Raw genomic sequence first — 25,904 nt, 5'->3', positions numbered from 1 at the left:
GGGGAGAGGTGCTTTTAACATGTCAGGCCCGCTAATTAATGATCGCAAAGTTGTCGGCTTCGTCCGAGACCCTTTGCCAAAGGTAGCTTCGCTATCGCTGAAATCTGAGCATGCCTTGGCTGATCTTGAACAGCTGGGATGGCGCAATGTGGAATCCATTGATTTGTTATGGGCGCTTTCCGGTGCCGGCGATCCTGACGTGGCACTTAACCACCTGATCAGGCTTTATCAAGTCTTGGAAGAAAAGAACCCGGGGCTTAAAGATGAGCTTGATAAAGCCATCCGTACTGATCTGAAGCTAAGAGTTCGGCTTATCGCTTTGCTGGGGGGTTCTTCAGCTATTGGTGATCACCTGGTTGCTAATCCAGAGCAATGGAAGTTGCTGCTCGAAGATGCCCCCAGTAGGGAAGAGATGTTCAACCGCATGTTGTCGAGCGTTGAGGCAACCCCGGCTGAACTTCAAGTTGAAGATCATCCAGAGGCGGAAAACCCAGCTAGCGAGGATCTCTCCACTCCAGGGTTTTATAAGAGTGGCATTACAGGTGCAGAAGCTGAAAGGGTGCTGAAGTGGACTTATCGCACCCTCCTTATGCGCATTGCAGCACTTGACTTAGCGGGTACCTATCCCAACGACGCGCGTCGTACCGGCCAGGAACAACTTCCATTTACCACCGTTACTATGCAGCTCAGTGACCTAGCCGATGCAGCACTCACGGCTGGTCTATCAGTTGCGATAACCAACGTTTATGGTGAAAAACCAGTTGACGCCACCTTGGCAGTGATGGCCATGGGTAAATGTGGCGCCCAGGAACTTAACTATATTTCTGACGTTGACGTCGTATTCATTGCAGAACCAGCTAGCTCCCGCGCAACCCGTATGGCCGCCGAGTTTATCCGTATTGGATGCAGTTCTTTCTTCGAAGTTGATGCAGCCCTGCGTCCCGAAGGAAAAAGCGGTGCGCTGGTGCGATCTCTTGAATCGCATATGGCCTACTACAAGCGCTGGGCGGAAACGTGGGAATTCCAGGCACTGCTTAAAGCTCGCCCGATGACCGGCGATATTAAGCTCGGTCAGGAATATGTAGCACAACTTTCACCTCTTATTTGGGGTGCTAGCCAGCGGGAATCCTTCGTGGAGGATATCCAAGCAATGCGCCGTAGGGTGCTTGATAACGTCCCTGAAGACCTCCGAGATCGTGAGCTTAAACTTGGTCGCGGTGGTTTGAGGGATGTGGAATTTGCCGTGCAGCTTTTGCAGATGGTTCATGGCCGATCAGATGAAGCATTGCGGGTACGTTCCACAGTTAAGGCACTTCAAGCCCTGGTAAAACAAGGATATGTAGGCCGTGAAGACGGCAATAATCTCATTGAGTCCTATGAGTTTCTGCGATTATTGGAACACCGCCTGCAGCTAGAACGTGTTAAGCGCACGCATATGATGCCAAAGAACGAAGATCGCATGAATATGCGATGGTTGGCGCGCGCCTCCGGCTTTACTGGATCAGGCGAGCACAGCTCTGCCCGAGCCATGGAAAATCACTTGCGCAAGGTTCGTTTGCAGATTCAATCCCTGCATAGCCAGCTGTTTTATCGGCCACTCCTTAACTCTGTGGTCAACTTCAGCGTGGACGCCATCAAACTTTCACCAGAAGCCGCGAAACTACAGCTTGCAGCCTTGGGCTATAAGCATCCGGTTCGTGCCTACGAGCACCTCACCGCCCTTGCCGCCGGTGCCAGCCGTAAGGCAAAAATTCAGTCGATGTTGCTGCCTACGTTGATGGAATGGCTCTCTCAAACAGCCGATCCCGATGCTGGGTTGTTGAACTACCGCAAACTCTCCGACGCTGCTTTAGATCGCAGTTGGTTCTTGCGCATGTTGCGTGATGAGGGCATCGTGGGACAGCGACTCATGCGAATTTTGGGCAACTCGCCATATATTTCTGAGCTCATTATTTCCACCCCGGATTTTGTGAAGCAATTGGGTGATGGCGCAACTGGCCCGAAATTGTTGGAAACTGCACCTGATCAGGTGATTAAGGCACTCAAGGCAACAGTTTCGCGCCATGATTCTCCTGATCGTGCCATCCAGGCGGCACGCTCCCTACGCCGTCAAGAGTTGGCTCGCATTGCCTCAGCTGACCTGCTCAATATGTTGACCGTTCAGGAAGTTTGTTGGAGTTTGTCGCTGGTGTGGGATGCGGTGCTGGATTCTGCGCTTGATGCGGAAATTCGCGCCGTCCTTTTGGATCCCCAAAAACCAGATCATCCGCTAGCCAAGATTGCTGTGATTGGAATGGGCCGCCTTGGCGGTGCTGAACTTGGATATGGTTCAGATGCGGATGTGATGTTTGTATGTGAACCTGCCGAGGGAGTGTCTGAGCATGAGGCAATTACCTGGGCAATTGATATCTGCGATTCCATGCGCGCCCGCCTTGCCAAGCCATCAGGCGATCCACCACTTGAGGTTGATCTAGGCTTGCGTCCGGAAGGTCGCTCAGGTGCAGTGGTTAGAACCATCGAGTCCTATGTAAATTATTACGAAAAATGGGGCGAGACCTGGGAAATTCAAGCTTTGCTTCGTGCTGCCTGGGTTGCTGGCGATAAAGAATTGGGTATCCGTTTCCTGGAATCTATTGATAGGTTCCGTTATCCCGAAAATGGTGCATCTCAGTCCCAAATTAGGGATGTGAGAAGGATGAAAGCTCGCGTGGACAGTGAAAGACTGCCACGCGGTGCGGATCGCAACACTCACACCAAACTCGGTAGGGGAGCGCTCTCTGACATCGAGTGGACGGTCCAGTTGCTCACCATGCTGCATGCCCATGAGATTCCTGAGCTGCACAATACTTCCACCTTGGAAGTATTGGATGTGGTGGAAGAAAAGGAAATCATTAATCCAACCCAGGCCCAAATCTTGCGGGAAGCATGGCTCACTGCCACGGCAGCACGAAATGCTTTGGTGCTGGTGAAGGGTAAAAAGGCCGATCAGCTTCCTACTCCGGGCCCTCAGTTGGCCCAGATTGCAGGTGCTTCTGGCTGGGATCCTAACGAGTATCAGGAGTATTTGGAGCACTATCTGAAGGTCACTCGCAAGAGTCGACAGGTGGTAGATGAGGTCTTCTGGGGCGTGGATTCTATGGACGTGGGAGAAAAATAGCCTCAAACTAAAGAGCGATATCTTAGTGTGGGTAGCCTAAGTTAAGGTCTTCTTGAAGGTAGGGAAAACGAGCACCTCAAAAGTGCTCCGATTACCCACAATTTAGTCCCTTCTTAAGGAAACACAATGTCTACCTCGACTATGAAGAACTCCCAAGCAGGTTCTCCGAGCCTTTCTGAGCAGTTGCGCAGTCACACCTCCCAAGCACATGAGGATGCGGAAAATTCAGCTTTTATCCATGACTTGCTGGGTGGAAAGTTGGATAAAAGTGCTTTTATTGCGTTGCAGGAACAATCTTGGCTGTTTTATTCTGCGTTGGAAAATGCAGCACAGCGCTGCAGCGCTGATCCTCGCTCCCGGACGTTGATTGACCGCAAGTTGGAGCGTCGAAAAGCGCTGGAAAAAGACCTTGATGCCCTCAACGTCAATCCTGACTGGCGGGCTCAAGTGGTACCCACCGCGGCCACCGCGGAGTATGTCAAACGCTTGGATGAGATTGCTGCCGCGGCGGATTTTCCTCGCTTGATGGCGCATCATTATGTCCGCTACCTGGGGGATCTCTCTGGTGGGCAGGTTATTGCGCGTTTGGTTAACCGTGAATATGGAATTCCTGATGAGGCCTTGAATTTTTATAATTTTGAGGAAATCGGCAAGATTAAGCCATATAAGGACAATTACCGCGCCCAGCTTGATGCTCTGGATCTTCAAGAAGCAGAGCGCGCGGCGATGGCGGATGAGGCAGCGCTTGCCTTCAAGCTCAACCAGCAAGTTTTCGCGGCGCTGAGATAAAGGACGCTGGGCTAAAGCGCGCTGGGATAAAACTCAGGGTCGCTGCCAGTTTTGGGGGAATTCCCTGATCTTTGCCCCTAAGCGGTTTACAGCCCATGTTGGTGGACGTACTGTCGGAGACAAGAGCTTAACCAGACTTCAACAGCAAGGATTCCACCATGGCAATAAAACTCTCCATCGACCTTTCAGATGCAACATTTGCTGAGCTCAGTGCAGTTATTGGTTATGCACATCAACTTGGCGTAGACCCTGATGAAAAAATTCATTTTGAGAACAATGTTCTAAGCATCGAGTTTGATGGCGATCTGCAGCCTGATGATGTCTTCTCCCCATTTGAGGATGCTGAAATGGAATATGAGGGCATCTCTGATGAGGGACCGATTTATGTGGAAGATCTTATCGATGAAGAAGATGAGCCACGCCGTCGCCACCGCGATGAGCGTTCCTATAACGAGGACGTGGTCGGTGAGATCGGCGAAGCTGTCAACAACTTTGTGCAAGGCCTAATTTCCGGCCGCGATCGCGGTCGTGGACGTGGACCAGGATTCGGCCCCGGATACGGTAATTTCGGTGGACCTTTTGGCCCTTTTGGACCAGGTTCTAACCGTCCACGCTTCTAATTTTTAGCTTTTCGACGCATCCCCGCACCCCAGTGGCCACGGCCGCTGGGGTGCTTGGCGCTTAGTGGGAAGTGGAATGGCGAATGCGGGTGAGCATACGGCGACCAGGTCCACCCTTGAGACGGGCCACCACAAATCCCAAAACACCAAGGGCCCAAATAATGATTACTGCAATGTAAGCCACGCGGAAATCATGCCAGGTGTAGGTATTTCCATGTGCGGAATGGTCAAGCAAAATACCGACAATCTGGGATGCCACCATCGCAGAAATAAAGCCACCCATATTGGCCAAACCAGTGCCAGCAGCCAGGATATTGCGATCCAAGCGTTCGCGGATGCTATCAAATCCAAAGTTGGAGGCAGCGGTGGTAAGACCCATAGCAACGTTGACCAGCACAATAGCAACCACGCCACGTGGTGTTTCAGAAGAGAGGAAGATAAGCCACGCTAAAGCCTGCACACAGGAGAATGCGATTGCAATAACATCGCGTCGGTAACCGGTGCGAGCGGAGATAATTCCCATTAGCGGTGCAGAAACAACCAAACAGAAAGTACTAACACTCAGCACGATGCCTACGGTGGCAGTGGAAAGTCCCATACCAAGGGTCATCATTGGAAGGCCCCACATCAGGTTAAACACGTTGAGCCACACCATGAGGGAATAGTGAATAAAGAAGCCCTGCCAGCACAAAGGATTTCGGAGGATGAGCTTTAAGCTGGTGCCGAGGCTATTTTTCACTGGGGTGTGGGTGGTTTCCACGGGCTGAGTTTCCACCGCAACTTCAGAAGCGACAGGAGCGGGGAGCTCTGGAGTATCGCGCACAGCGATTAACGCTGCAATGGCGATGATCGATACCACCGCTCCCAGGCTGACAAAGGCAATGGTCCAGCCGGATGCCCCCAGCAGCGCCAAGAAAGGAACTGCGGAAATGAATTGGCCAAGCTGGCCCAGGCTGGTGGTGAGCTGGGTGAAGATGGGGGTTGCCTTGAGTGGGAACCATGAAGGCAAAATGCGCATTACGGAGAGGAAGATAGAGGCATCGCCGGCACCAATGAGAATGCGGGCGATAATTGCGATGCCATAAACATCTGTAAAGCCCAAAATGATCTGGCCAACACCCATAATCAGGGCGCCGATGGCAAGGAGTTTGCGCGGGCCGTATTTATCAATGAGCATGCCCATGGGGATTTGGGTAAAGGCATAAACGCCGACCTGCACTGAAGTAAAAACTGCAATGCGAGTGGCATCTACCTGGAAACGATCAATCGCCTCAACGCCAGCTACACCAAAACTGGTGCGGCTGGTCACTGCGGCGATATATACCAAGCAGGCTGCTGCCCACACGATTATTGCTCGTGCGGTGACTTTTTCTTTGGGATTGGGCGAAGTTTTTTCGGCGGAGTTCTTCACAATATTTCAGGGTAGACCTCTAGGAAGAAAAAGTAATACCAGGGGGTCTTTTTAGTCGAATATGGTCGAAGCTCACAGCCACTAAATTTTAGGAAGCATTCCACAACGTAGCGCTGAGTTCAGCTACGTGCGGGTAAATCCACGGGCCGAGGAAAACCAACAAAACAACCAAGAGGCTGCAACCAATAAGAACAAAAAGGTTCCATTTGGATACTGGTTCTGGGTTGAGAATCTCTACCGCGGTTAGTTCGGATTTTTGAGCAAAAACACCTGGACGTTGGTCTGCTTTATTGAGGGACTGGGAGGCATTCTGCGGTGAAGAAGTGGAGCTAGCCATGGGCACATCCTAAAACTATGGCGGAGAGTGATCAGGAACACTTTAGGTGATCACGTTGCTTAAGTCATTAAAAGTGAGTAAATCTCCGAAATTTGGGACGGCATGGGGGAGTATTGTGTCACCCCTTGGGATAGTCTATAAGGCGTGGACTACATTTCGACGCGTGATTCTAGCCGTACCCCTGCCCGCTTTAGCGATATTTTGCTCGGTGGTCTCGCCCCAGATGGGGGCCTCTACCTGCCTGCCGAATATCCTCAGCTTGATGATGCCGCTCTCACCAAGTGGCGTGAGGTGCTCGCAACCGAGGGCTATGCAGCTCTAGCAGCTGAGGTCATTAGCCTTTTTGTCGATGACATTCCCGTAGCAGATATCAAGGCAATCACTGCCCGCGCTTATACCTTCCCTAAGTTCTCTAGCGAAGAAATCGTTCCGGTAACCAAGCTGGAAGGCAATATCTTCCTTGGTCACCTTTCCGAAGGTCCAACTGCAGCCTTTAAAGATATGGCCATGCAGCTACTCGGCGAACTTTTTGAATATGAGCTACGCCGCCGCGATGAAACCATCAACATCCTTGGTGCTACCTCAGGAGATACCGGATCTTCCGCGGAATATGCCATGCGTGGTCGCGAGGGAATTCGCGTTTTTATGCTGACCCCAGCCGGCCGTATGACTCCATTCCAGCAGGCTCAGATGTTTGGCCTCGATGATCCGAATATCTTCAACATTGCACTTGACGGTGTCTTTGATGATTGCCAAGACGTTGTGAAGACAGTTTCTGCTGATGCAGATTTCAAGCGTGAGCAGCGCATCGGCGCAGTGAACTCCATTAACTGGGCACGCCTGATGGCTCAGGTTGTTTACTATGTTTCCTCCTGGATTCGCACCACCGAAAGCAATGATCAAAAGGTCAGCTTCTCTGTACCAACCGGCAACTTCGGAGATATTTGTGCAGGCCACATCGCCCGCCAAATGGGTCTGCCCATCGATCGTCTCATTGTGGCTACCAATGAAAATGACGTGCTCGATGAGTTCTTCCGCACCGGCGAATACCGCGTGCGCAGTTCCGCAGATACCTATGAGACCTCTTCACCTTCCATGGACATTTCCCGCGCATCCAACTTTGAGCGTTTCATCTTTGATCTTTTGGGCCGCGATGCAGCGCGCGTAAATGATCTTTTTGGCACTCAGGTCCGTCAGGGCGGTTTTGATCTTTCACAGGATCCGCAGTTCCCACAGGCAGCAGCTGAATATGGTTTTGCTTCCGGCCGTTCCACCCACGCTGATCGTGTAGCGACCATCGCGGATGTTAATAAGCGACACGGTGTGCTGATTGATCCACATACTGCTGATGGTGTGCACGTGGCTCGTCAGTGGGCAGCAGAGATCTCCACTCCAATCATCGTGTTGGAAACCGCTCTGCCAGTGAAGTTTGCCGATACCATCGTCGAGGCTATTGGTTCTGAGCCTGAGTTGCCAGAGCGTTTTGCCAAGATTATGGACGCTCCTTTTAAGGTTAGTGAGCTGCCAAATGATACCGAGGCAGTAAAGCAATTCATCGTGGAATCCATCGCAAACTCCACCGTGAAATAAGGAAACTAAGCATCAGGCCAGGCCCAGTTCTAAGGGGCCTGGCCTTTAAAAATGCCTACACTGCATGGCGTAGCCTAAAAACATTAAGCAATCCAAAAGGGAAAGGGGACAGAGCCAGTGGCAATCCCAGATTTTATTGTTAAATTGCGTGAGCATATCGGCCATGATCCACTGTGGCTGCCTTCAGTTACGGCCTTGATTATTCGCGATGTGCCCCCGGGATCTCCCTTCCACGTGGTACCCGATGTTTTGCTGGTTAAGCGTGCAGACAACGGCGAGTGGACGCCTCCTACCGGCATCGTTGATCCAGGTGAACAGCCACATATTGCGGCCCAGCGTGAAGTGTTGGAAGAAACCGGTCTAGAGGTTTCTGTTGAGGCTTTGCTGGGGGTGGGCAAGGTTGGCCCAGTTACCTATGACAATGGTGATGTCACCAGCTATATGGACACCACCATGCGTTGTGTAGTTAGCGGTTCCTCGGATGTGCCCTTTGTAGCCGATGATGAAAACACTGAGGTTGCTTGGTTCCCGATTTCAAATATGCCGGTAACCAACCAGCGTTTCCGCATGGTGATCGCCGATGCGGTAGCGCAGCTCAAACACCCACAGGGCTTTAAACCCCGCATGGGTTATGAAAAGCGACAAGCTTAAACCGCTTTTCGACGCCGCCCTCCACCGTCACCCCGCACCCAAACCGTGCGGGGTGACGGTTTTTTGATTAAAAACAGTACCCCCGTTATGTTTGTTCTTGAAGGGGATGTCTGTTTTGGAACATGAATAAACCCTCACATTTCACCTGATCAGGGGTGATTTCCGGGGTTAAAAGCGGGTGGTATCGATCATGAACTTCAAGATTTCAACGTTTACCCCCTAGAATGATGTACAACGCAAGAGTTTAAAAAAGTGATTTGAAGCACAAAATGTTTATTCCGGGAAGTTATGAGAGGAGAAGGAAAAATGGGATTAAGAATCCGTGCAAATGAAATGAAGGTCTGGGAGACCTTCACCCTTGAACGTCAGCTGGAAGTCATCATCAATGCTGATCACCTTCTCCTCTTTAGAGGCGAACCAAATGGAACAATCTGCCTTTCTGATGTCATCGCATCCGAGCTAATCGGAATTTAAGGCAAAGAAGACTAAAAAGAAGGGTATGAAACGATTAGTCGGCACCCTTCTTAGTGTTTTGGTACTCAGCGCCTGTAGCGCTGAGCCTGCACGCTTAACCTCCCCTGAGGGGATGGTGGCACCTAGCGAGGGGGCGTCGATAAGCGCCTCAAAATACGTGGCTCTCGGTGATTCCTATGCTTCCACGGGTTCTCGGTTTGGTGCACTGCGCGATTCTTTTTGTCGGCGTTCGGAGGGGAACTATCCGCAGTTGGTGGATCCGGATGTGGATGATGTCAGCTGTCAGGGCGCAATGATTGGCGATCTTTTTAATACCCGCGACACTGACGATGAAACACTTCCGCCACAATTTGATGAGCTGAATTCAGATACCAAGCTGGTGACATTAACAATCGGGGCCAACGATATTGGTTTTGGTGATGTAACCGGCTGTATCCGTGCGGAAATGGAGGCTGGCACCGCGGATTGTCGCGATCAAGTGTCTATTGATTTCAGTGAACTCGGCACAAATTTGGACAATGCCTACGCTGAGATTCATCAGCGTGCGCCGCAAGCTCAGGTGATTTCAACAGGCTATGTGTCTTTGTTGGCAGCGGGGGAGTGTCCGGCGTTGACTGCGGTATCGGCCGAGGATCAACAATGGGCGCTGAATTTATCTAATTCTTTAAACCAGAAAATTGCTGAGGCTGCGGTGAGAAACGGTGCCGATTATGTTTTGCCCTCTGGAGCTGCGGAACACACAGTTTGTGCGCCTCCGGCACAGCGCTGGGGTGATTTTGAAGGTTTTGACACCGATGCTTATCCAGAGCATATGACCCAAGCCGGCCACGAAGCTGTGGCTGCCGCAGTGCGGGCGGTTATTGAGTTGTAGTTTTAAGGATGCAAAAAGGCCACTAAGAAGTTCTTAGTAGCCTTCAGCGTGTGGAGACTTCGTGCTTATTGAAGGTTGGTGAACCAGAAGAACGCGCCGCCGCCGATTGCTGCAATAAGAGCAAGAATGGCAGCGAGGACGCCACCATTTGCGCTGCTGCCGCTTTCAGCTGCAGGCTTTGCGGTGGTGGTGACGGTTTCCGTCTTGGTGACCGGAGCTGCTGTTTTGGTCTCAGTCACAGTGGTGGGAGTTGGCTCCTTAGTTACCGTGGTGGTCGCAGTTGCAGTCTTAGTCTCGGTTACTGGAGCTGCGGTGACCGTTTGAGTTGCGGTCTTTGTCTCGGTCACAGTGGTAGGAGTTGGCTCTTTAGTCACGGTGACAGTGGAGGTTGCCTCAGCAGCGGTTTCAGTTACGGTTATGGTCGCTGGATCTGGAAGCTCCGTAACCGTGGTGGTTTGAGTTGCAGTTTCAGTAACTGGGGCTGGGGTTACCGTTTGGGTTGCAGTCACAGTGGTAGGAGTTGGCTCCTTGGTTACAGTGACTGTGGAGGTCTCAGGGATTTCGGTGACCGTTTCAGTAGCAGTTTCTGTAACGATTTCGGTGACGGTAGTCGGAGTTGGTTCCAAAGTGACCGTCTCGGTTACGGGGGCTGGGGTCACTGTAGTGGTGACGGTGGTAGTTGCCATTGGTGTGGAAACTTCTGGGATTGGTTCGCCGTCCTTGACCAAAGCCTGCACTGGCTTTACTTCGAGAAGTCCATTCAATGTATCCGTACTTCCATCGGCGTAGTTGACGACAACAGTATAGGGAACATCAAAATGCTCTGGGTAGATAGCCTAAGGTTCAAGAGCGACGTAAACATAATTGTCAAAGTAGATTGACCCTGTGGCACTTAATGTCACTGGGTATGGCGAGTTTCCCCAGGTGATTTCGAATGAATAGAGGCTTCGGTCGCTTGGAAGGCCGCCAAACACTGCGGCCATTGAGCGGGATGGGGAGGCATTTAATGCACCATATGGAGAATCTTCAGGGGTATAAAGGTCGGCATATGAAATGGTTTGCGCAGAAGCTGCCTGTGGAATCGCGATTGAAGTTCCTGCCAAGGCAAGGGCAGTGAAGATCGCAGGAATCTTTTTCAAGAAAGTCTCCCTGTTTAATGTGAAAAATATGAACAATTCATGTTAATTCACATTCGCGGAAAACTTGCTGTGTAAATAGAGTATTTTGTATTTTTCTACCCCGATCGTGGGTACCACATGCGCTTCTATCTTCTTTAGTTTCTAGAAACCCCCCAAAAAATCCAAGCACAACAAAGCCCCTGAGAATCTCGATGATTCTCAGAGGCTAGGTTTAGGAATTAATTCCTGTTTTAGCTCGACTTAGCAATCGAAGTAGAGCTCGAACTCCTGTGGGGTTGGGCGCAGGCGAACTGGGGAGATCTCGTTGTCATACTTGTACTGAATGTATGCCTCGATGAGATCCTCGGTGAAGACATCGGACTCGGTGAGGAAGTTGGAGTCTTCCTGCAGTGCCTTGAGGGATGCCTCGAGGGAGGTAGGAGCCTGTGGGATGGATGCAGCTTCCTCTGGAGGAAGCTCGTAGAGGTCCTTGTCCACTGGAGCGTGTGGCTCAATGCGGTTCTTAACACCGTCAAGGCCAGCCATCATCATTGCAGCGAAGCCCAAGTATGGGTTGCCTGATGGGTCCGGAGCGCGGAACTCAATGCGCTTAGCCTTAGGGTTGGAACCGGTGATTGGGATACGAACAGCAGCAGAACGGTTGCGCTGTGAGTAAACCAAGTTGATTGGGGCCTCGAAGCCTGGAACCAGACGGTGGTAGGAGTTCAAGGTTGGGTTGGTGAAGGCAAGAACTGCGCCAGCGTGGTGCAGGATACCGCCGATGTAGTAACGAGCGATATCGGAAAGGCCTGCGTAACCGGACTCATCGTGGAAGAGTGGCTTGCCGTCCTTCCACAGGGACTGGTGAGCGTGCATACCGGAACCGTTGTCGCCTGCAAGTGGCTTAGGCATGAAGGTTGCAGCCTTGCCGTGCAGCTTAGCGGTGTTCTTGATGATGTACTTGAAGGTCTGGATATCATCAGCCGCGTGCAGCAGGGTGTTGAAGCGGTAGTTGATTTCCTGCTGGCCGCCGCCAACCTCGTGGTGGAAACGCTCGAGGTTGAAGCCAGCTTCAGTCAGGTTGTGAACCATATCGTCACGTACTTCTACGGACTGGTCATAAGGAGCAACTGGGAAGTAGCCACCCTTGACGCGGTTCTTGGAACCCAGGTTGCGGGAGCCATCGACGTTGAACTCGTTGCCACGGTTCCACCAGCCCTCATCGGAATCAACGTGGTAGAAACCAGCGTTCATCTCGGTGGAGTAGCGAACGGAATCGAAGAGGTAGAACTCAGCCTCTGCGCCGAAGTTACAGGTATCTGCAATTCCGGTGGATGCCAAGTACTGTTCAGCCTTACGAGCCACGTTACGTGGGTCACGGGAGAAAGCCTCACGAGTGAAAGGATCGTGAACGAAGAACTTGATGTTCAGGGTCTTCGACTTACGGAAAGGATCGATGGTGGCGGTGGTGAGGTCCGGAAGCAGGTTCATATCGGACTCGTCGATGGTGGTGAATCCACGGATGGAAGATCCGTCGAATGCCAGGCCTTCTTCGATTGCATCCTCATCGAACGCAGCGGCAGGGATGCTGAAGTGCTGCTCGGTGCCGGGAAGGTCGGTGAATCGAACGTCAATGAACTCGACGTTTTCATCTTTGATGAACTTGGTTACTTCTTCCGGGGTTTTAAACGCCACGGTAACTCCTCATTGACATGGGCGGAAAGGTTTATCTGAAGCTTTGTCACAATTCCCGACCATTTGAGATCAGGTAGTAGACTTGGCTGCAAATGTAGTCCTTGCGACGTTTTAAAGTATAGAGCATTATCTGTCGATCTATCAAAACTTTTGTAAAAAATATCTTTGAACTGCACCGACAGAATTCTATATTTTGGAAAATCTGCGAAATTTTGTCGATTTATGACACTCTGTAAACCCCTTTGAGTGTCGTTTTTCAAAGGCGCAAAAATGCAGACTGCATCCCTTGAATTTTCGCCCTCAACACGTTTGGATTTGGTTTTAGAAATGGCAAAGCCGAAAAGAAGTTGGCTCGACGGACCTCAAATTCCCGCAGACTTTGATGATCCCGATGCCCCCGGCCGTTGGCCCGGAGAAAAACTCGGACTTCCCAAAAGCGGTGCCGGCTCGCTAGTTTCCGTTATGCGCCGCATTGGTGGCGTGTGTATTGACTGGATTTTCTCCTGGATCATCGCCATCGTGCTCAGCAATTTCACCGATGCTCTCGGCGATGTCGCAACGACCACACTGATCATCTTTGTTATCCTCGGCTGGCTCAGCGGTTGGTTCTTCGCGCGCACCCCGGGCCACGCAATCTTGGGCATGGGCATCGCACGAGTAGACGCCACCGCCCATGTGGGCTGGTGGCGCGCTTTGGTCCGCTCCTTGCTGACCATTTTGATTTTGCCTGCAGTTATGGTTGATTCCGATGGCCGTGGCCTGCATGATAAAGCCACCGGTACTGCCGTTATTCGCGGTTAAAACCACGCTTTTCGACGCCCGGAGCCAGCAGGCTACCGGGCGTTTTTTATGGGGGTACCTAAAGGAGCAGGAACAATAGCACCTGCGCAGCCAGAATCTTTGACACCATAGCTAAGGGATATACCGAGGTATAACCCAAGGCTGGGAGCTCATTTTTAGTGCTTTCAGAAACATAACTCAGCACCGCAGGGTGGGTTTGGCTACCGGCCAAAATGCCTGCAGTTTCACCAAAAGGAATCTTCATGAGCTTATGGCCGATGATCAGCACGCTCAAAGAGATAAATAGCGTAACCAGCGCACCTACACCAATGATTTTGAGGGATTCAGGATCGCTAAGCGCCTTGCGGAAGCCCGCACCTGCCGTGGTACCAATAGCTGCCAAAAACAGGGTGATACCAAATTGTCGCAGTGCAAGGTTAGCGCCATAGGGGATCTGCCAAACAATTTTTCCGCTGCGCCCCATCGAACCCAACAACAACGCAACGATGAGCGGTCCACCCGCATTGCCTAGTTTCAGGGAGCTACCGCCAGGTAGTGGGATCTCAATCATGCCCAGCAGTACACCCAGTGCCAATCCAGCCACGAGGGGCAGCAAGTTGAAATCCGAAAGCTTCTTATAGGAGTCACCCAGGAGGCGAGTGGCTTCATCCATGCGCTCTGCAGGAGCAACCACACGCACGCGGTCACCCAATTGCAAAGTCATATCTGGATCGGCAACCAGGTCGGTATCACCGCGCCTAATGCGGGTGATCAGCATGCCGTGGAAGCGGGGACGCAAATTCTTCAGTGGAATGCCAACGATGGCGCCATTTGAGACAAAAATTCGGCGATAATCAAGGTCCAGATTTTTGTAGGGGTGTCCGTCGATAAGCTCGCCCAGCTTGTTTTGGGCAATGTCGAGCTCTTCTTCGGTACCCACCACGGTGAGGATATCACCAGCGTGGGTTCTATCGCCAGCTTCAGGAATGAACTGGGTGCCACCGCGCTCAACGCGGGAAACGATGATGTGGAGATCAAGAAGCTGCGGAATATTGCTGATGGCGGGGAGATCTTCATGAGTAACTCGGATGCGTTTGCCCAGCAATTGTTGTACTGCAACTCCCGCTTCTTCAGCTTCCTTATTGTGGTCAATTTTGAACACGGAGCTAAAGATCGCGATGGAGATGATGACAATGAGTACACCAAGGGGATAGGCCAGCGAATAGGCGATGACGGGGAGTTCAGAGACGGCGTGAAGCTGATTCTGGTCGTCGATAAGCGCCGGTAGGGCATCAACCACTGCGGCCATTGCCGGGGTGTTGGTTAGCGCACCTGTCAACATACCGGCGCCGGAGGCGGCGTCGATTTTAAAGAGCTTGATTAGCGCCCAAGCCAGCGCGGTGGCGGCCACAATCGAGCCAAAAGCAAGGCTGTTATTGCGCAGTCCCACTGCTTTCATGGACTTAAAGAAGCCCGGGCCGGCTTCGAGGCCGATGGTGTAGACGAAGAGGGACAAGCCGATCACGTAGACGAGGGGAGGGATGGTGATCTCGGGCTCGATAGTGGTAACAATTAGGCCCACAAAGAGGACCGCCGCGACGCCCAGGCGGAATCCGAAAACCCGGATTCGGCCCAAAAGCAATCCCAGGGTCATGATTAAGGCCAAGGCTAATAATTGGTTTTCAATAAGCAGGCTCACAAAGCTAATAATCGCACGTTGTGCGGGGAATTACTCGGTAATGACCTGTGGTTCCAGACATACTACCTTTGGGGGCAAAAAGGTATATCATCCAAAAAAGCGCACCCTCCCAAATGTGGGAAAGTGCGCTTAAAAACTGCTTCAAGCTTAGGCAGTGGCGGAAATGTTACTTATCGCCCTTACGCTCAGCCTGGCGACGAGCACGACGGTTCATACCGGACATGCTTGCACCCTTTGGCAAAGGACCCTTTGGAAGAGCAGCACCAGGGCCGTTTCCAACATTGTCCATTGCTTCAATACGTGCGGCCAAAGAAGCAACTTCATTCTTCTTGTAGTTGCGAGGAAGCTTGACCAGCTCGCGCTGCAGCTTGGAAATAGGGGTCTGGCCCTCTTCCTCGCCGGTGATGATCTCATGAACTGGAACACCAGGAGCAACGCGGTTGAGGCGCTTGCGCTGCTGAGCCATCAAAGGCTTGAGGCGGTGAGCTGCACCTTCACCAACCAAAACCACGCCGGACAGTCCAATAACGCGGTGAACCGCATCCATTTGGGTGGTCACTGCGATACCAGTCTTGGTACGCCAGGTCATGCCAGCGCCGGAGCGGAGGTTTTCTACCGCCCATGCGGCAGCACCCTGCTGACCTTCGGCCTGCTTATAAACATCGCGCTCAACACGACGGGTGAAAATAAACATTGCCAGTACAATGCCGGCGGCGATACCGATGGGAAGCATCCACCACTGGCCGCCCCAGATCATTCCGAGCAAGAAAAGAATAAGCGGGATGCCAAGAATAGACAGCAGCATCAAAGGAATAAGTGCTTTATCCTTCTTGCTCTGCATCTTGAAAACCTGCCACATTTGGGACCAGGTTTGTTTGCGTTGTGCGCTCTTAGCTGCTCTGATCTGCTTCTTGGCGGCTTTATCCGCCTGCTTCTTCGCGTCTGCCATGTTCTTAACAATAGGCGATATGGCAAGAACTGCGAAAATAGAGGAACTTTGAGGATTTGCCGGGAACACTTTAGACAGTTCATAACAACTTTAAAGCAGCAAAAAACCTGCCCTGAATAATAAGAATTCAGGGCAGGTTAAAGTGCGCTCGAGCTTGAAAAACTAGTTAAAAGCTACAACTGGGGTTTCCTCAGAAGCGCCATAACGAGCCAACAAAGTGGAAGCTTCCTGCGCGGTGGACTCGCCAGCGCCATCCTTCAGGTGGCTTAGGTGAGCGGGGATTTCCTCGCCACGGAACTCCATTGCCTGTGCGTACAGGCGACCTGCACGGTAGGAGGAGCGAACCAAAGGACCAGACATAACAGCTGCGAAGCCCATTTCCTTAGCAGCCTCAGCATGCTCAACGAACTCTTCAGGCTTTACCCAACGTTCGATGGGGTGGAAGAGGGGGCCTGGACGCAGGTACTGCGTAATGGTGATGATGTCACAGCCAGCATCGTGCAGATCCTGCAGTGCCGAGTTAACTTCTTCAGCAGTTTCACCCATACCCAGAATCAGGTTGGACTTGGTAACTAGACCAAAGTCACGTGCCTGGCGGATAACGTCAAGGGAACGCTCATAGCGGAAAGCTGGGCGAATGCGCTTGAAAATACGTGGCACGGTCTCCACATTGTGGGCAAAAACCTCAGGACGGGCTTCAAAAACTTCCTGGAGCAGGTCTTTTTTGCCGGAGAAGTCAGGAACCAGGTTCTCAACACCGGTATTTGGGTTGAGCTCGTGGATTTTGCGTACAACCTCGGCGTAGAGCCAAGCGCCCTCATCATCGAGGTCATCGCGGGTCACACCGGTAATGGTGGAGTAATTAAGCTGCATTTCGCGCACCGACTCAGCGACGCGCAGTGGCTCGCCGCGGTCAAGTGGTTCTGGGCGCGCAGAGTTAATCATGCAGAAATCGCAACGGCGGGAGCAGTTAGCACCACCGATTAGGAACGTTGCCTCGCGGGATTCCCAACATTCGTGAATATTTGGACAGCCGGCCTCTTGGCACACAGTGTGCAAAGAAGCGCCGGCGACCCTTTCCTTCATGTCCTTGTACTCAGGTCCATTCTTAACCTGGTTTCTAATCCATCGAGGCTTCGTCTCAATCGGGGTTTCCGAGTTACGTGCCTCGACGCGCAATAGTCGTCGTCCTTCAGGTGCGATAGTCACAAATGCAACCTTACATCTTTCAAATAGTTAATTTTTAAAGAGAAACTAAAAACGCTTTTCGACGTTCTGAGTCAGGGTGTTGCTCTTTCCTGCAACGCTGCGGGTTGCAGGCTAATTTCACCTGCTACCCCCGATTAGGGCGAACCTTGGTGGGATCTGGAGCACTAGCAAAACTGTGATTAGCCACAATCAGCCGTCCGGCGAGGGCGTCATCTAAAGCTTTGATCATGGGCTCGACTAACTCCTCAGTGGTGACATTGCGTTCCAGTTCACGAGTGAGGGTGGTTAGGCCGGCATCGGCAATTCCACAAGCCACAATGTGTTCATAGAAGTCCAGGGTGTTATTGCAGTTAATGGATAAACCATGCATGGTCACGCCTCGGGTAATACGAATTCCCAGCGCCGCGACCTTGCTATCAACCCAACCGTCGTGAGCTGGCACCCAAACACCAGAGCGACCATCCACGCGACCGGCATCGGAAACTCCGATATCGCGCACCACCTGGATCAGTGCTTCTTCTAAGCGACGTACATAATCCACTACATCGATTGGCTCAGCCAGCTTGATGATGGGGTACATCACTAGCTGTCCGGGGCCATGCCAGGTAATGCGACCACCGCGATCAGCATTAATTACTGGTAGGCCATTTGTAGGAAGATCTTCCGGCTGAGTGCGTTTGCCAGCGGTATAAATCGAAGGATGTTCCAAGATGAGCAATTGGTCATTGATTTCATCGCGGGCGCGCTGGGCTGCGAGCTCAGCCTGATAATCCCAGGCTTTTTGATAATCAATAAGACCCAATCGCTGAATTTCAATGGGTTGATCCGATGCTCTAATTGAGAGATCGGCGGGGAAGAAGGGGTCTCGTGGTGCAGTCATGATGACTATCAACCCTAGCCCTCTTTTGGTGTCTCGTCACACCGGCCCGGTCCATACAAAAAACCGCTTAGCTCCCGAAGGGGAACTAAGCGGTTTGACGTGCTACTTCAGGGAGCTTAAAGCTCGAGGTCACCCAAGAAGTTAGCGGTTTCCAGACGATCCTTGATGGTGGTCAAGAAACGACCTGCATCTGCGCCGTCAACGACCTGGTGATCGTAGGTCAGTGGCAGGAATACCATCTGACGGATAGCGATGGAATCGATGCCGTCCTCGGTGATAACAACAGGACGCTTCACGATCGCACCGGTGCCCAAGATGCCAGCCTGTGGTGGAACCAGGATTGGGGTATCAGACAGGGCGCCTTCAGAACCAATGTTGGTGATGGTGAAGGTACCACCGGAAAGATCATTTGGCTTGAGCTTGTTGTTGCGAGCGCGGTCAGCCAGATCAACGATTGCCTTTGCGATCTCAGGTAGGGAGAGATCCTGTGCATCGTGGATAACTGGGGTGAGCAGACCTGCAGGGGTATCAACAGCGATGGAGATGTTGACGGAGGAGTGGTAGGTCATCTCCTTGGTCTTTGCGTTGTAGGACGCATTGACGTTCGGGTGGGAAACCAAAGCCTCAACAACAGCCTTCACGAAGAATGGCAGGTAGGTCAGGTTGACGCCGTGCTTCTCGATGAATGCTGGCTTGTTGTTCTTACGCAGCTCAGCAACGCGGGTCATATCAACCTCGTGCAGCTGGGTGAGCTGTGCAGAGATCTGTAGCGCTTCAACGGTCTTCTTAGCGGTGATCTCGCGAATGCGGTTGACCTTTTGGGTGGTGCCGCGGAGCTTAGCCTTCTCAGGATCAACAGACTTGGTGGAAGCTGCAGATACTGGAGCGGAAGCCTGTGCCGGAGCGGTCTCGCCATTGGCTGCTGCCAAGACATCCTGCTTGCGGATACGGCCACCGATGCCGGTACCGGTCACAGTGTTGAGATCAACATTGTGCTTTTCAGCCAGTTTGCGAACCAGTGGGGTGACATAAGGAACGTTGTCGCCGGAAGCAGAAGCTGCTGGAGCCTCTTCCTTCTTAGGTGCAGGAGCTGCCTTTGGTGCCTCAGCCTTAGGTGCTTCTTGCTTTGGTTCTTCCTTGGCAGGTGCTGCTTCAGCCTTTGGAGCTTCTTGCTTTGGCTCTTCCTTAGCTTGTGCTGCTTCAGCTGCTGGAGCTGCGTTTGCATCACCGATGCGTGCGATAACTGCGCCGACGTCGACGGTGTCGTCTTCGTTGGCCAGGATTTCGACGATGGTGCCGGCTACTGGGGAAGGAATTTCGGTGTCAACCTTGTCGGTGGAAACCTCAAGTAGTGGCTCGTCAACTTCGACGGTGTCGCCAACTTGCTTCAACCATTGGGTAATGGTGCCTTCGGTGACGGATTCGCCAAGTTCTGGCATTTCAACGTCGGTTGCTGCACCGGATGCTGCTGGTGCAGCCTCAGCCTTAGGTGCTTCTTGCTTTGGTTCTTCCTTGGCAGGTGCTGCTTCAGCCTTTGGAGCTTCTTGCTTTGGCTCTTCCTTAGCTTGTGCTGCTTCAGCTGCTGGAGCTGCGTTTGCATCACCGATGCGTGCGATAACTGCGCCGACGTCGACGGTGTCGTCTTCGTTGGCCAGGATTTCGACGATGGTGCCGGCTACTGGGGAAGGAATTTCGGTGTCAACCTTGTCGGTGGAAACCTCAAGTAGTGGCTCGTCAACTTCGACGGTGTCGCCAACTTGCTTCAACCATTGGGTAATGGTGCCTTCGGTGACGGATTCGCCAAGTTCTGGCATTTCAACGTCGGTTGCTGCACCGGATGCTGCTGGTGCAGCCTCAGCCTTAGGTGCTTCTTCAGCTGCAGGAGCTTCCTCTGCTGCTGGAGCCTCTTCGGCAGCTGGAGTCTCTTCAGCTGCTGGGGCGGAATCCGCGGACTCATCCGCGTCACCGATGATGGCAATAACGCCACCGACATCGACGGTGTCGTCCTCTTCTGCCTTAATCTCAAGGATTACGCCGGCAACTGGAGAAGGAATTTCGGTGTCAACCTTGTCAGTTGAGACCTCAAGAAGGGGTTCGTCAACTTCAACAGTGTCGCCAACCGACTTCAGCCACTGGGTGATTGTGCCTTCGGTTACTGATTCGCCCAGTTCGGGCATCTCTACGGAGAACGCCATTATTTAAGACTCCTCGCAAGTCGTGTCGTTAATTTGGAAACTAATAACCAAAGAATACCGACTTGAATTGCTAAGTGTGGACTTCGGGTCATATCAACCTCCCCAAATGCCCCCTACAATGGGTTTGTGTTCAATTTATTTGGTCGTAAAGCACCTCGCTCAAATCTGCGGCCGCCACGCGGTCCTGGCGATACGGTGCGCCCACATGACCTTGAATTTCTCCAGCAATGGATTAAAGATAAGCCCTTTGTAGAGGCCTATGTGGAGCCGGAAACGCTGGTCAATGAGATGTCAGTTGTCCTTGTTGATGATCGCGGAGTTTTTGTGCGCCGAAGAATTGGCGGCCCCAAAGGAATTGATGTGCTTATCAAAAAACTTGGAATTCCAGTTTATGACGTTGAAGAAACCGGTTACCCCCAAAGAATGCGCGAAAGAATAGAATTAGAACGCATCATTAGAAAGCGCGAGGAACAAAAAGCTCGCCGCGCAAAATTTGAGCGCGGCGAGCATCCTGATAGCTAAGTCCTAATTACTTTTCAGACAGGTCCTTCAAGACCTGAATGAAGGTGCGAACCGGCTGACCGGTTGCGCGCTTCGGGGTGTAACCATAGGCACCCGCAGTGTTATAGGCAGGACCTGCAATATCAACGTGAGCCCAGGAGATTCCCTCGCCCACAAACTCCTGCAAATAACGTGCAGCAGCACACATGCCAGCAAAACGAGAGTTGGTGGTGTTGCGGATGTCGGCAACAGGGGATTTCACTTCTTCATCAAGCTCTTCTGGGATTGGCATTGCCCAGGCTGGTTCACCGACACCACGGCCGGTTTCTGCAATGGTGTCGCGGAACTGACCATCACCCATAACACCACTGGTGCGCAGGCCTAATGCGACAAGCTGTGCACCGGTCAGCGTCGCAGTATCAAGCAGGTAGTCCGGCTTGTCTTCAGAGGCGTATGCAATGGCATCGGCCAAGATCAAACGGCCTTCAGCATCGGTGTTAAGGATTTCAGAGGTAAGGCCACCAAAGTGGGTAATCACATCACCCGGGCGGAAGGCTTCGCCGGAAGGCATGTTCTCTGCCATTGGCAGATAAGCGGTGACCTTGAGAGGAAGATTCAGGCGTGCTGCACCAATAATGGTAGCCAGCATCGTGGCGGAGCCACCCATGTCAGAAACCATGTTTTCCATGCCGGCGCCTGGCTTCAGAGAAATTCCGCCGGTGTCAAAGGTGATTCCCTTGCCAACTAGAGCAACAGATGTGGTGGCTTTGCGTGGCTTCCATTCCACCTTGAGTAGGCGAGGCTTACGGGAAGAACCGTTACCGACAGCCAAGATGCCGCCGAAGCCTTGCTCTTCAAGCTGCTTTTCATCAAGAATCTCGGTGCTTAGGCCAAATTTGGCAGCCTCATTGGCAGCGATGACAGAGTAAGACTCTGGGTAGAGGTGGGAGGAAGGGGTATTGACCAGGTCGCGGGCCAAGACCACAGATTCCACAATGATCTGTGCTGCTACAAAGACATCCTTATCAGCCTTGTTGGTGCTGATGAAGTGGATAGTGGTTGGCTTTTCTTCTTTGGCGTCATCTTTGGCCTTGCGCAGGCCGGTATAAGAGTAAGATCCGAGACCAAATCCAACAACTGCAGCTTCTAGTCCCAAATCACCAATGGTGGTAGCGACAGTGGCAAGCCCCTTAAGCGAACGGGCAGCGGTGCCGGTGGCGCGGCGCAGAGTTTCGTCGTCAAGCTCTTCAGCCTTGCCGAGGCCGACAGCAATGACTGGACCGACTCCGGTGACGCCCGGGATGCGGGTGATTTCACTCTTTTTGCCGGTGGCGCCGACAGCTTCCAGCTGGCGCAGGATTTCAGCCTGCTGCTCGGTGTTGAAGATGAAATCCAGGAGTTCGCCACCGGAGAGCTCGAGGGAGTCCTCGCCAGCAAAAACAGCTAGAACTAGTGCATCAATGTCCTTTGGCAGTTTTTTATCCAAGGAAAGTTCTGCAAGATATCCGCGTACGGGAAGGGCGGCATCCTTAGTGACCTTCTTGGGGGCGTGGGTGCTAAAAGCCTGCTTAGCCATGAACTGATCGTTCCTTTCTAGATGGGTAAGGGACAGCGCAATGCGTGGATGGCACTGGCTTTTCCTAGTAACAACTTTCTCCAAGCCTAGCGATCGTGAAAAATCGTGAGACAAAATCTGAAATTTGTCCCAAAAAGTCCACCCAGCTAGTGATTACAGAAGGCTGCGGGTGTAACTTAATTTTTATGACGTCAATTGAGTTCACAGTATCCCGTACCGAAAATCCGACGTCACCCGATCGCTTGAAGGAAATTCTTACCGCCCCTAAGTTTGGTAAGTTCTTCACCGACCATATGGTGACCATCGACTGGACAGAAGCTGAAGGCTGGCATGATGCCCAGGTAGTACCTTATGCTCCGCTCCCGATGGACCCTGCCACCACGGTATTCCATTATGGACAAGCAATTTTTGAGGGAATCAAGGCATACCGCCATGAAGACGGTTCCATCAAGACCTTCCGCCCAGAAGCAAATGCCGAGCGCCTGCAGCGTTCCGCAGCACGAATGGCAATGCCGGAATTGCCACAAGAAACCTTCATCAAAGCATTGGAGCTGCTTGTAGAGGTTGATCAAGATTGGGTACCTGCAAGTGGTGGAGAAGCATCCCTCTACCTGCGTCCATTCATGATTTCCACCGAGGTCTCCTTGGGTGTTAGCCCAGCTAATGCTTATAAGTTCATCGTTATTGCTTCCCCAGTTGGAGCATATTTCTCTGGCGGAATTAAGCCAGTGTCGGTATGGCTCAGTGAAGACTATGTTCGTGCAGCTCCCGGCGGTACCGGTGCTGCAAAGTTTGCAGGCAACTACGCTGCCTCCCTGTTGGCTCAGGCTCAGGCTGCGGAAAAGGGCTGCGATCAGGTTGTGTGGCTTGACGCCATCGAACACCGCTACATCGAAGAAATGGGTGGAATGAACCTCGGCTTTATCTACCGCAATGGCGATAAGGTCAAACTAGTAACCCCTGAACTTTCCGGCTCATTGCTGCCAGGTATTACTCGCGACTCCCTGCTGCAGGTCGCTGCAGATTTGGGTTATGAGGTTGAAGAACGCCGCATCTCCACCAGCGAATGGGAAGAGGATGCTAAGTCCGGTGCGATGATTGAAGCTTTTGCTTGCGGCACCGCAGCTGTCATCACCCCAGTTGGCACCGTAATGTCCAAGCATGGAGAATTCACTGTCAACAACAATGAGGTTGGCGAGATCACCATGAAGCTGCGCGAAACCCTCACCGGAATCCAGCACGGCACCGTCGAAGATAAGCACAATTGGCTGCACAACCTGGTTGGTTAAATTCTTTAACCACGAGGAGTTGAAGCCTCGCTGATCATCTCTGAAGCCCGCTGAAAAAGTCCTGTTTAAAGGCCTTTTCTCAGCGGGTTTTGTGTTGTCAAAATTTGCCTCCCCACCGCAGCAATGCAAGTGGGGGAGCAGGCGGGGGCTGCGGGGGTGTCGGCAATGCTTGAGCGGTGGCATCCTGGACGAGGTAAAACCGAACTGAGGAGGACCCACATGGGTGAGAACACACAAAAGGCTGCATTGGTTACTGGCGCATCAAGTGGTATCGGTGCTGCAAGCGCCCGCGCCCTAGCTGCAGATGGTTGGCATGTTTACGTGGCCGCTCGTCGCCTGGACCGACTGGAAAAGCTGGCAGCAGAAATCGGTGGCACTGCAATTCAACTTGACGTAACTGATCAAGATTCTGTTGACGCTGCTGCAGCTGCCGTGGGTGATTTGGACTTGCTGGTCAACAATGCAGGTGGCGCTAAAGGCCTCGATAGCATTCGCAATGCCAACCTTGAGGATTGGCAGTGGATGTATGACACCAACGTGCTAGGAACTTTGAGGGTTACCCGCGCATTTATGGATCGTCTTATCGCCCGTGATGGACAGATCATCAACGTGGGCTCAGTTGCTGGTGAAAACCCCTATGTAGGTGGTGCTGGATATAACGCAGCAAAATTTGGCGTGGCAGCTTTTAACCGCGTGTTGCGTTTGGAAACCCACACTCAGCCTTTGCGCGTGACCGAAATTGCGCCTGGCCGTGTTGCTACCGAAGAATTTTCCTTGGTGCGTTTTGGTGGAGATAAAGATAAGGCAGACGCCGTCTATGAGGATGTATTGAACCTCAGCGCGGAAGATATTGCTGAGTCAGTGCGGTGGATTGCGAATTTGCCCAAGCATATGAATGTGGACAAGATTCGCATCACCCCACGCGATCAGGTTTAAATCTCAGCGGCTTCAGTTGCCTCAGAGTCCTCAAGGTCAGCAGTCTCAGCAGCTGCAGGGGCAGGGGACATATCAATCATGAGGTCAACGGCCATTTTGAGAATGGGCAGGGCAGCTGCACCGCCAGCTGCCTCACCCAAGTTGATGCCGAGATCCAAGATGGGATCTAGTGCTAGCGCATCAAGTGCAATGGCATGAGCAGGTTCAGGGGATCGATGGCCTGCAATAAACCAACGGCGAGCACCTGGCGCAAATTTATTTGCTAACAAAGCAGCGGCGGTCACAGTCACCCCGTCGAGAAGCACTGGGGTGCGGCGTACGGCGGCCTGGGCAATAAAAGCAGCCAGGGCGACCAGGTCTGGGGAGGCGATTTTTTGTGCAATGGCCAGCGGATCCTGGCGTAGCTCGCGCACGCGGAACATGGCATCACGAATCGCGGATACCTTAATTTTCCAGGCCTCATCATCAATGCCGGTGCCACGACCAACCACCACAACTGGCTCTGCCAGGGTGAAAGTACCTACGAGGGCAGCAGCGGTGGTGGTATTGCCAATTCCGATATCACCGGGGATTAAAATATCGGCACCGGAATCAATTTCTTGATCAGCAATGCGCTTGCCAATTTCAATGGCACGCAGCAATTGCTCCTCGGTCATAGCATCTTCAACATCGATGGAGCCACAGGAACGAGAAACGCGCTCATCGCCCCAAGCGTCATGGTCCAATGACACATCTACTAGGCGCACACCGGCGTTTGACTGGCGCGCAATGACGTTAATGGCAGAGCCACCAGCTGCAATATTTTCCGCAATTTGCACAGTGTGAGAAGGCGAAAAAGCAGAGACGCCCTTAGTGGCAACGCCATGGTCACCAGCAAAAACCACCACGCGCGCACGCTCTAATGCATGCGGAGGAACCTGTCCCTGGCAAGCACTAATAAATGCGCCCAGCTTCTCCAGTACGCCTAAAGATCCCGCCGGCTTGCTTAAAGTGCCGTGGAATTCTTGTGCCGCGACCAAAACCTTATGATCGGGAAAATCTACGCGCGCAAAAAGCTCAGCTGGAACCATGGGAACTCCTCAATGTTGATCAAATCGAATTCAACTCTAGCGCCATCGAGCCAAAGGCTGCCGGGGTTGCGTCGAAAAGCACGCTTTTCGACGTCGCCCTGTTCGCA

General features: G+C 52.4%; 23 protein-coding genes. 11 read left to right on the top strand and 12 right to left on the bottom strand.

From position 1 onward, the window contains the following. Positions 1 to 19: 19 nt before the first annotated feature. From H924_RS09470 to H924_RS09460, 3 genes are all read left to right on the top strand, one after another. Entirely contained in the window at positions 20 to 3,157 is a 3,138-nt protein-coding gene (locus tag H924_RS09470) for a bifunctional [glutamine synthetase] adenylyltransferase/[glutamine synthetase]-adenylyl-L-tyrosine phosphorylase (RefSeq protein WP_015651746.1), read from the top strand. A gap of 126 nt (positions 3,158 to 3,283) precedes the next feature. Continuing rightward, positions 3,284 to 3,946: a biliverdin-producing heme oxygenase gene (locus H924_RS09465; RefSeq protein ID WP_404825320.1), complete on the top strand. Its 663-nt coding sequence runs from the start codon at positions 3,284 to 3,286 to the stop codon at positions 3,944 to 3,946. A 158-nt stretch (positions 3,947 to 4,104) separates the two neighbouring features. Beyond that, a complete protein-coding gene (locus H924_RS09460) occupies positions 4,105 to 4,566 on the top strand; it encodes a hypothetical protein (RefSeq protein WP_015651744.1) in 462 nt (153 codons plus the stop codon). A gap of 61 nt (positions 4,567 to 4,627) precedes the next feature. On the opposite strand, the gene H924_RS09455 is transcribed toward H924_RS09460, so the two are convergent. Both H924_RS09455 and H924_RS09450 read right to left on the bottom strand, forming a co-directional pair. Beyond that, the gene (locus H924_RS09455) at positions 4,628 to 5,977 is read right to left on the bottom strand and encodes an MFS transporter (RefSeq protein WP_015651743.1); all 1,350 of its coding nucleotides are present in this window, start codon (positions 5,975 to 5,977) and stop codon (positions 4,628 to 4,630) included. Positions 5,978 to 6,065: 88 nt separating this feature from the next. After that, positions 6,066 to 6,314 carry a hypothetical protein gene (locus tag H924_RS09450; protein WP_015651742.1) on the bottom strand — a complete coding sequence of 83 codons (249 nt, stop codon included), beginning with the start codon at positions 6,312 to 6,314 and terminating at the stop codon, positions 6,066 to 6,068. Between the two features lie 144 nt (positions 6,315 to 6,458). Here H924_RS09450 and thrC point away from each other — a divergent pair, with 144 nt between their 5' ends. The 4 genes from thrC (at position 6,459) to H924_RS09435 (ending at position 9,900) form a co-directional block, all read left to right on the top strand. Further along, positions 6,459 to 7,904 carry a threonine synthase gene (gene thrC, locus H924_RS09445; protein ID WP_015651741.1) on the top strand — a complete coding sequence of 482 codons (1,446 nt, stop codon included), beginning with the start codon at positions 6,459 to 6,461 and terminating at the stop codon, positions 7,902 to 7,904. 117 nt (positions 7,905 to 8,021) lie between these two features. Beyond that, entirely contained in the window at positions 8,022 to 8,555 is a 534-nt protein-coding gene (locus H924_RS09440; RefSeq protein WP_015651740.1) for an NUDIX hydrolase, read from the top strand. Positions 8,556 to 8,861: 306 nt separating this feature from the next. Further along, positions 8,862 to 9,029: a hypothetical protein gene (locus H924_RS14190; protein WP_015651739.1), complete on the top strand. Its 168-nt coding sequence runs from the start codon at positions 8,862 to 8,864 to the stop codon at positions 9,027 to 9,029. A gap of 25 nt (positions 9,030 to 9,054) precedes the next feature. After that, the gene (locus H924_RS09435) at positions 9,055 to 9,900 is read left to right on the top strand and encodes an SGNH/GDSL hydrolase family protein (RefSeq protein WP_029703635.1); all 846 of its coding nucleotides are present in this window, start codon (positions 9,055 to 9,057) and stop codon (positions 9,898 to 9,900) included. Between the two features lie 65 nt (positions 9,901 to 9,965). Here H924_RS09435 and H924_RS09430 read toward each other — a convergent pair whose 3' ends face one another. The 3 genes from H924_RS09430 to glnA form a co-directional block, all read right to left on the bottom strand. Then, positions 9,966 to 10,664 carry a hypothetical protein gene (locus tag H924_RS09430; RefSeq protein WP_015651737.1) on the bottom strand — a complete coding sequence of 233 codons (699 nt, stop codon included), beginning with the start codon at positions 10,662 to 10,664 and terminating at the stop codon, positions 9,966 to 9,968. Positions 10,665 to 10,736: 72 nt separating this feature from the next. Next, positions 10,737 to 11,039 (bottom strand): ACT domain-containing protein, encoded by a 303-nt coding sequence (locus H924_RS09425; protein WP_015651736.1) that lies wholly within the window; start codon positions 11,037 to 11,039, stop codon positions 10,737 to 10,739. A gap of 240 nt (positions 11,040 to 11,279) precedes the next feature. Then, complete coding sequence (glnA, locus tag H924_RS09420) at positions 11,280 to 12,713, bottom strand: type I glutamate--ammonia ligase (protein WP_015651735.1); 1,434 nt, start codon at positions 12,711 to 12,713, stop codon at positions 11,280 to 11,282. 327 nt (positions 12,714 to 13,040) lie between these two features. Here glnA and H924_RS09415 point away from each other — a divergent pair, with 327 nt between their 5' ends. Further along, the gene (locus H924_RS09415; protein WP_015651734.1) at positions 13,041 to 13,514 is read left to right on the top strand and encodes an RDD family protein; all 474 of its coding nucleotides are present in this window, start codon (positions 13,041 to 13,043) and stop codon (positions 13,512 to 13,514) included. Positions 13,515 to 13,572: 58 nt separating this feature from the next. On the opposite strand, the gene H924_RS09410 is transcribed toward H924_RS09415, so the two are convergent. The 5 genes from H924_RS09410 to sucB all read right to left on the bottom strand — a co-directional run bounded on the left by H924_RS09410 (position 13,573) and on the right by sucB (position 20,425). Continuing rightward, the gene (locus tag H924_RS09410; RefSeq protein WP_015651733.1) at positions 13,573 to 15,192 is read right to left on the bottom strand and encodes an aspartate:alanine exchanger family transporter; all 1,620 of its coding nucleotides are present in this window, start codon (positions 15,190 to 15,192) and stop codon (positions 13,573 to 13,575) included. 166 nt (positions 15,193 to 15,358) lie between these two features. Next, on the bottom strand, positions 15,359 to 16,141 hold the full coding sequence (locus H924_RS09405) for a DUF4191 domain-containing protein (protein ID WP_029703630.1): 783 nt from the start codon (positions 16,139 to 16,141) through the stop codon (positions 15,359 to 15,361). 162 nt (positions 16,142 to 16,303) lie between these two features. Then, positions 16,304 to 17,350: a lipoyl synthase gene (lipA, locus tag H924_RS09400; protein ID WP_015651731.1), complete on the bottom strand. Its 1,047-nt coding sequence runs from the start codon at positions 17,348 to 17,350 to the stop codon at positions 16,304 to 16,306. Positions 17,351 to 17,474: 124 nt separating this feature from the next. Next, positions 17,475 to 18,230 carry a lipoyl(octanoyl) transferase LipB gene (lipB, locus tag H924_RS09395; RefSeq protein WP_015651730.1) on the bottom strand — a complete coding sequence of 252 codons (756 nt, stop codon included), beginning with the start codon at positions 18,228 to 18,230 and terminating at the stop codon, positions 17,475 to 17,477. A 116-nt stretch (positions 18,231 to 18,346) separates the two neighbouring features. Then, the gene (gene sucB, locus H924_RS09390; protein WP_015651729.1) at positions 18,347 to 20,425 is read right to left on the bottom strand and encodes a 2-oxoglutarate dehydrogenase, E2 component, dihydrolipoamide succinyltransferase; all 2,079 of its coding nucleotides are present in this window, start codon (positions 20,423 to 20,425) and stop codon (positions 18,347 to 18,349) included. 126 nt (positions 20,426 to 20,551) lie between these two features. Between sucB and H924_RS09385 the strand changes: the two genes are divergently transcribed. Next, the gene (locus tag H924_RS09385; protein ID WP_015651728.1) at positions 20,552 to 20,947 is read left to right on the top strand and encodes a hypothetical protein; all 396 of its coding nucleotides are present in this window, start codon (positions 20,552 to 20,554) and stop codon (positions 20,945 to 20,947) included. 7 nt (positions 20,948 to 20,954) lie between these two features. On the opposite strand, the gene H924_RS09380 is transcribed toward H924_RS09385, so the two are convergent. Next, entirely contained in the window at positions 20,955 to 22,502 is a 1,548-nt protein-coding gene (locus tag H924_RS09380; protein ID WP_015651727.1) for a leucyl aminopeptidase, read from the bottom strand. 185 nt (positions 22,503 to 22,687) lie between these two features. On the opposite strand from H924_RS09380, the gene H924_RS09375 reads away from it, so the two are divergent. Next, positions 22,688 to 23,791 (top strand): branched-chain amino acid aminotransferase, encoded by a 1,104-nt coding sequence (locus H924_RS09375; protein WP_015651726.1) that lies wholly within the window; start codon positions 22,688 to 22,690, stop codon positions 23,789 to 23,791. Between the two features lie 219 nt (positions 23,792 to 24,010). Then, positions 24,011 to 24,727: an SDR family NAD(P)-dependent oxidoreductase gene (locus tag H924_RS09370; RefSeq protein ID WP_015651725.1), complete on the top strand. Its 717-nt coding sequence runs from the start codon at positions 24,011 to 24,013 to the stop codon at positions 24,725 to 24,727. Here H924_RS09370 and cobT read toward each other — a convergent pair. Beyond that, positions 24,724 to 25,797: a nicotinate-nucleotide--dimethylbenzimidazole phosphoribosyltransferase gene (gene cobT / locus H924_RS09365; protein ID WP_015651724.1), complete on the bottom strand. Its 1,074-nt coding sequence runs from the start codon at positions 25,795 to 25,797 to the stop codon at positions 24,724 to 24,726. The genes H924_RS09370 and cobT overlap by 4 nt on opposite strands. Positions 25,798 to 25,904: the final 107 nt, after the last annotated feature.

It is taken from the genome of Corynebacterium callunae DSM 20147, assembly GCF_000344785.1.
Lineage (GTDB): Bacteria > Actinomycetota > Actinomycetes > Mycobacteriales > Mycobacteriaceae > Corynebacterium > Corynebacterium callunae.
Note: the sequence above shows the minus strand (reverse complement) of the source record. Positions and strands in the feature narration are given on the sequence as shown.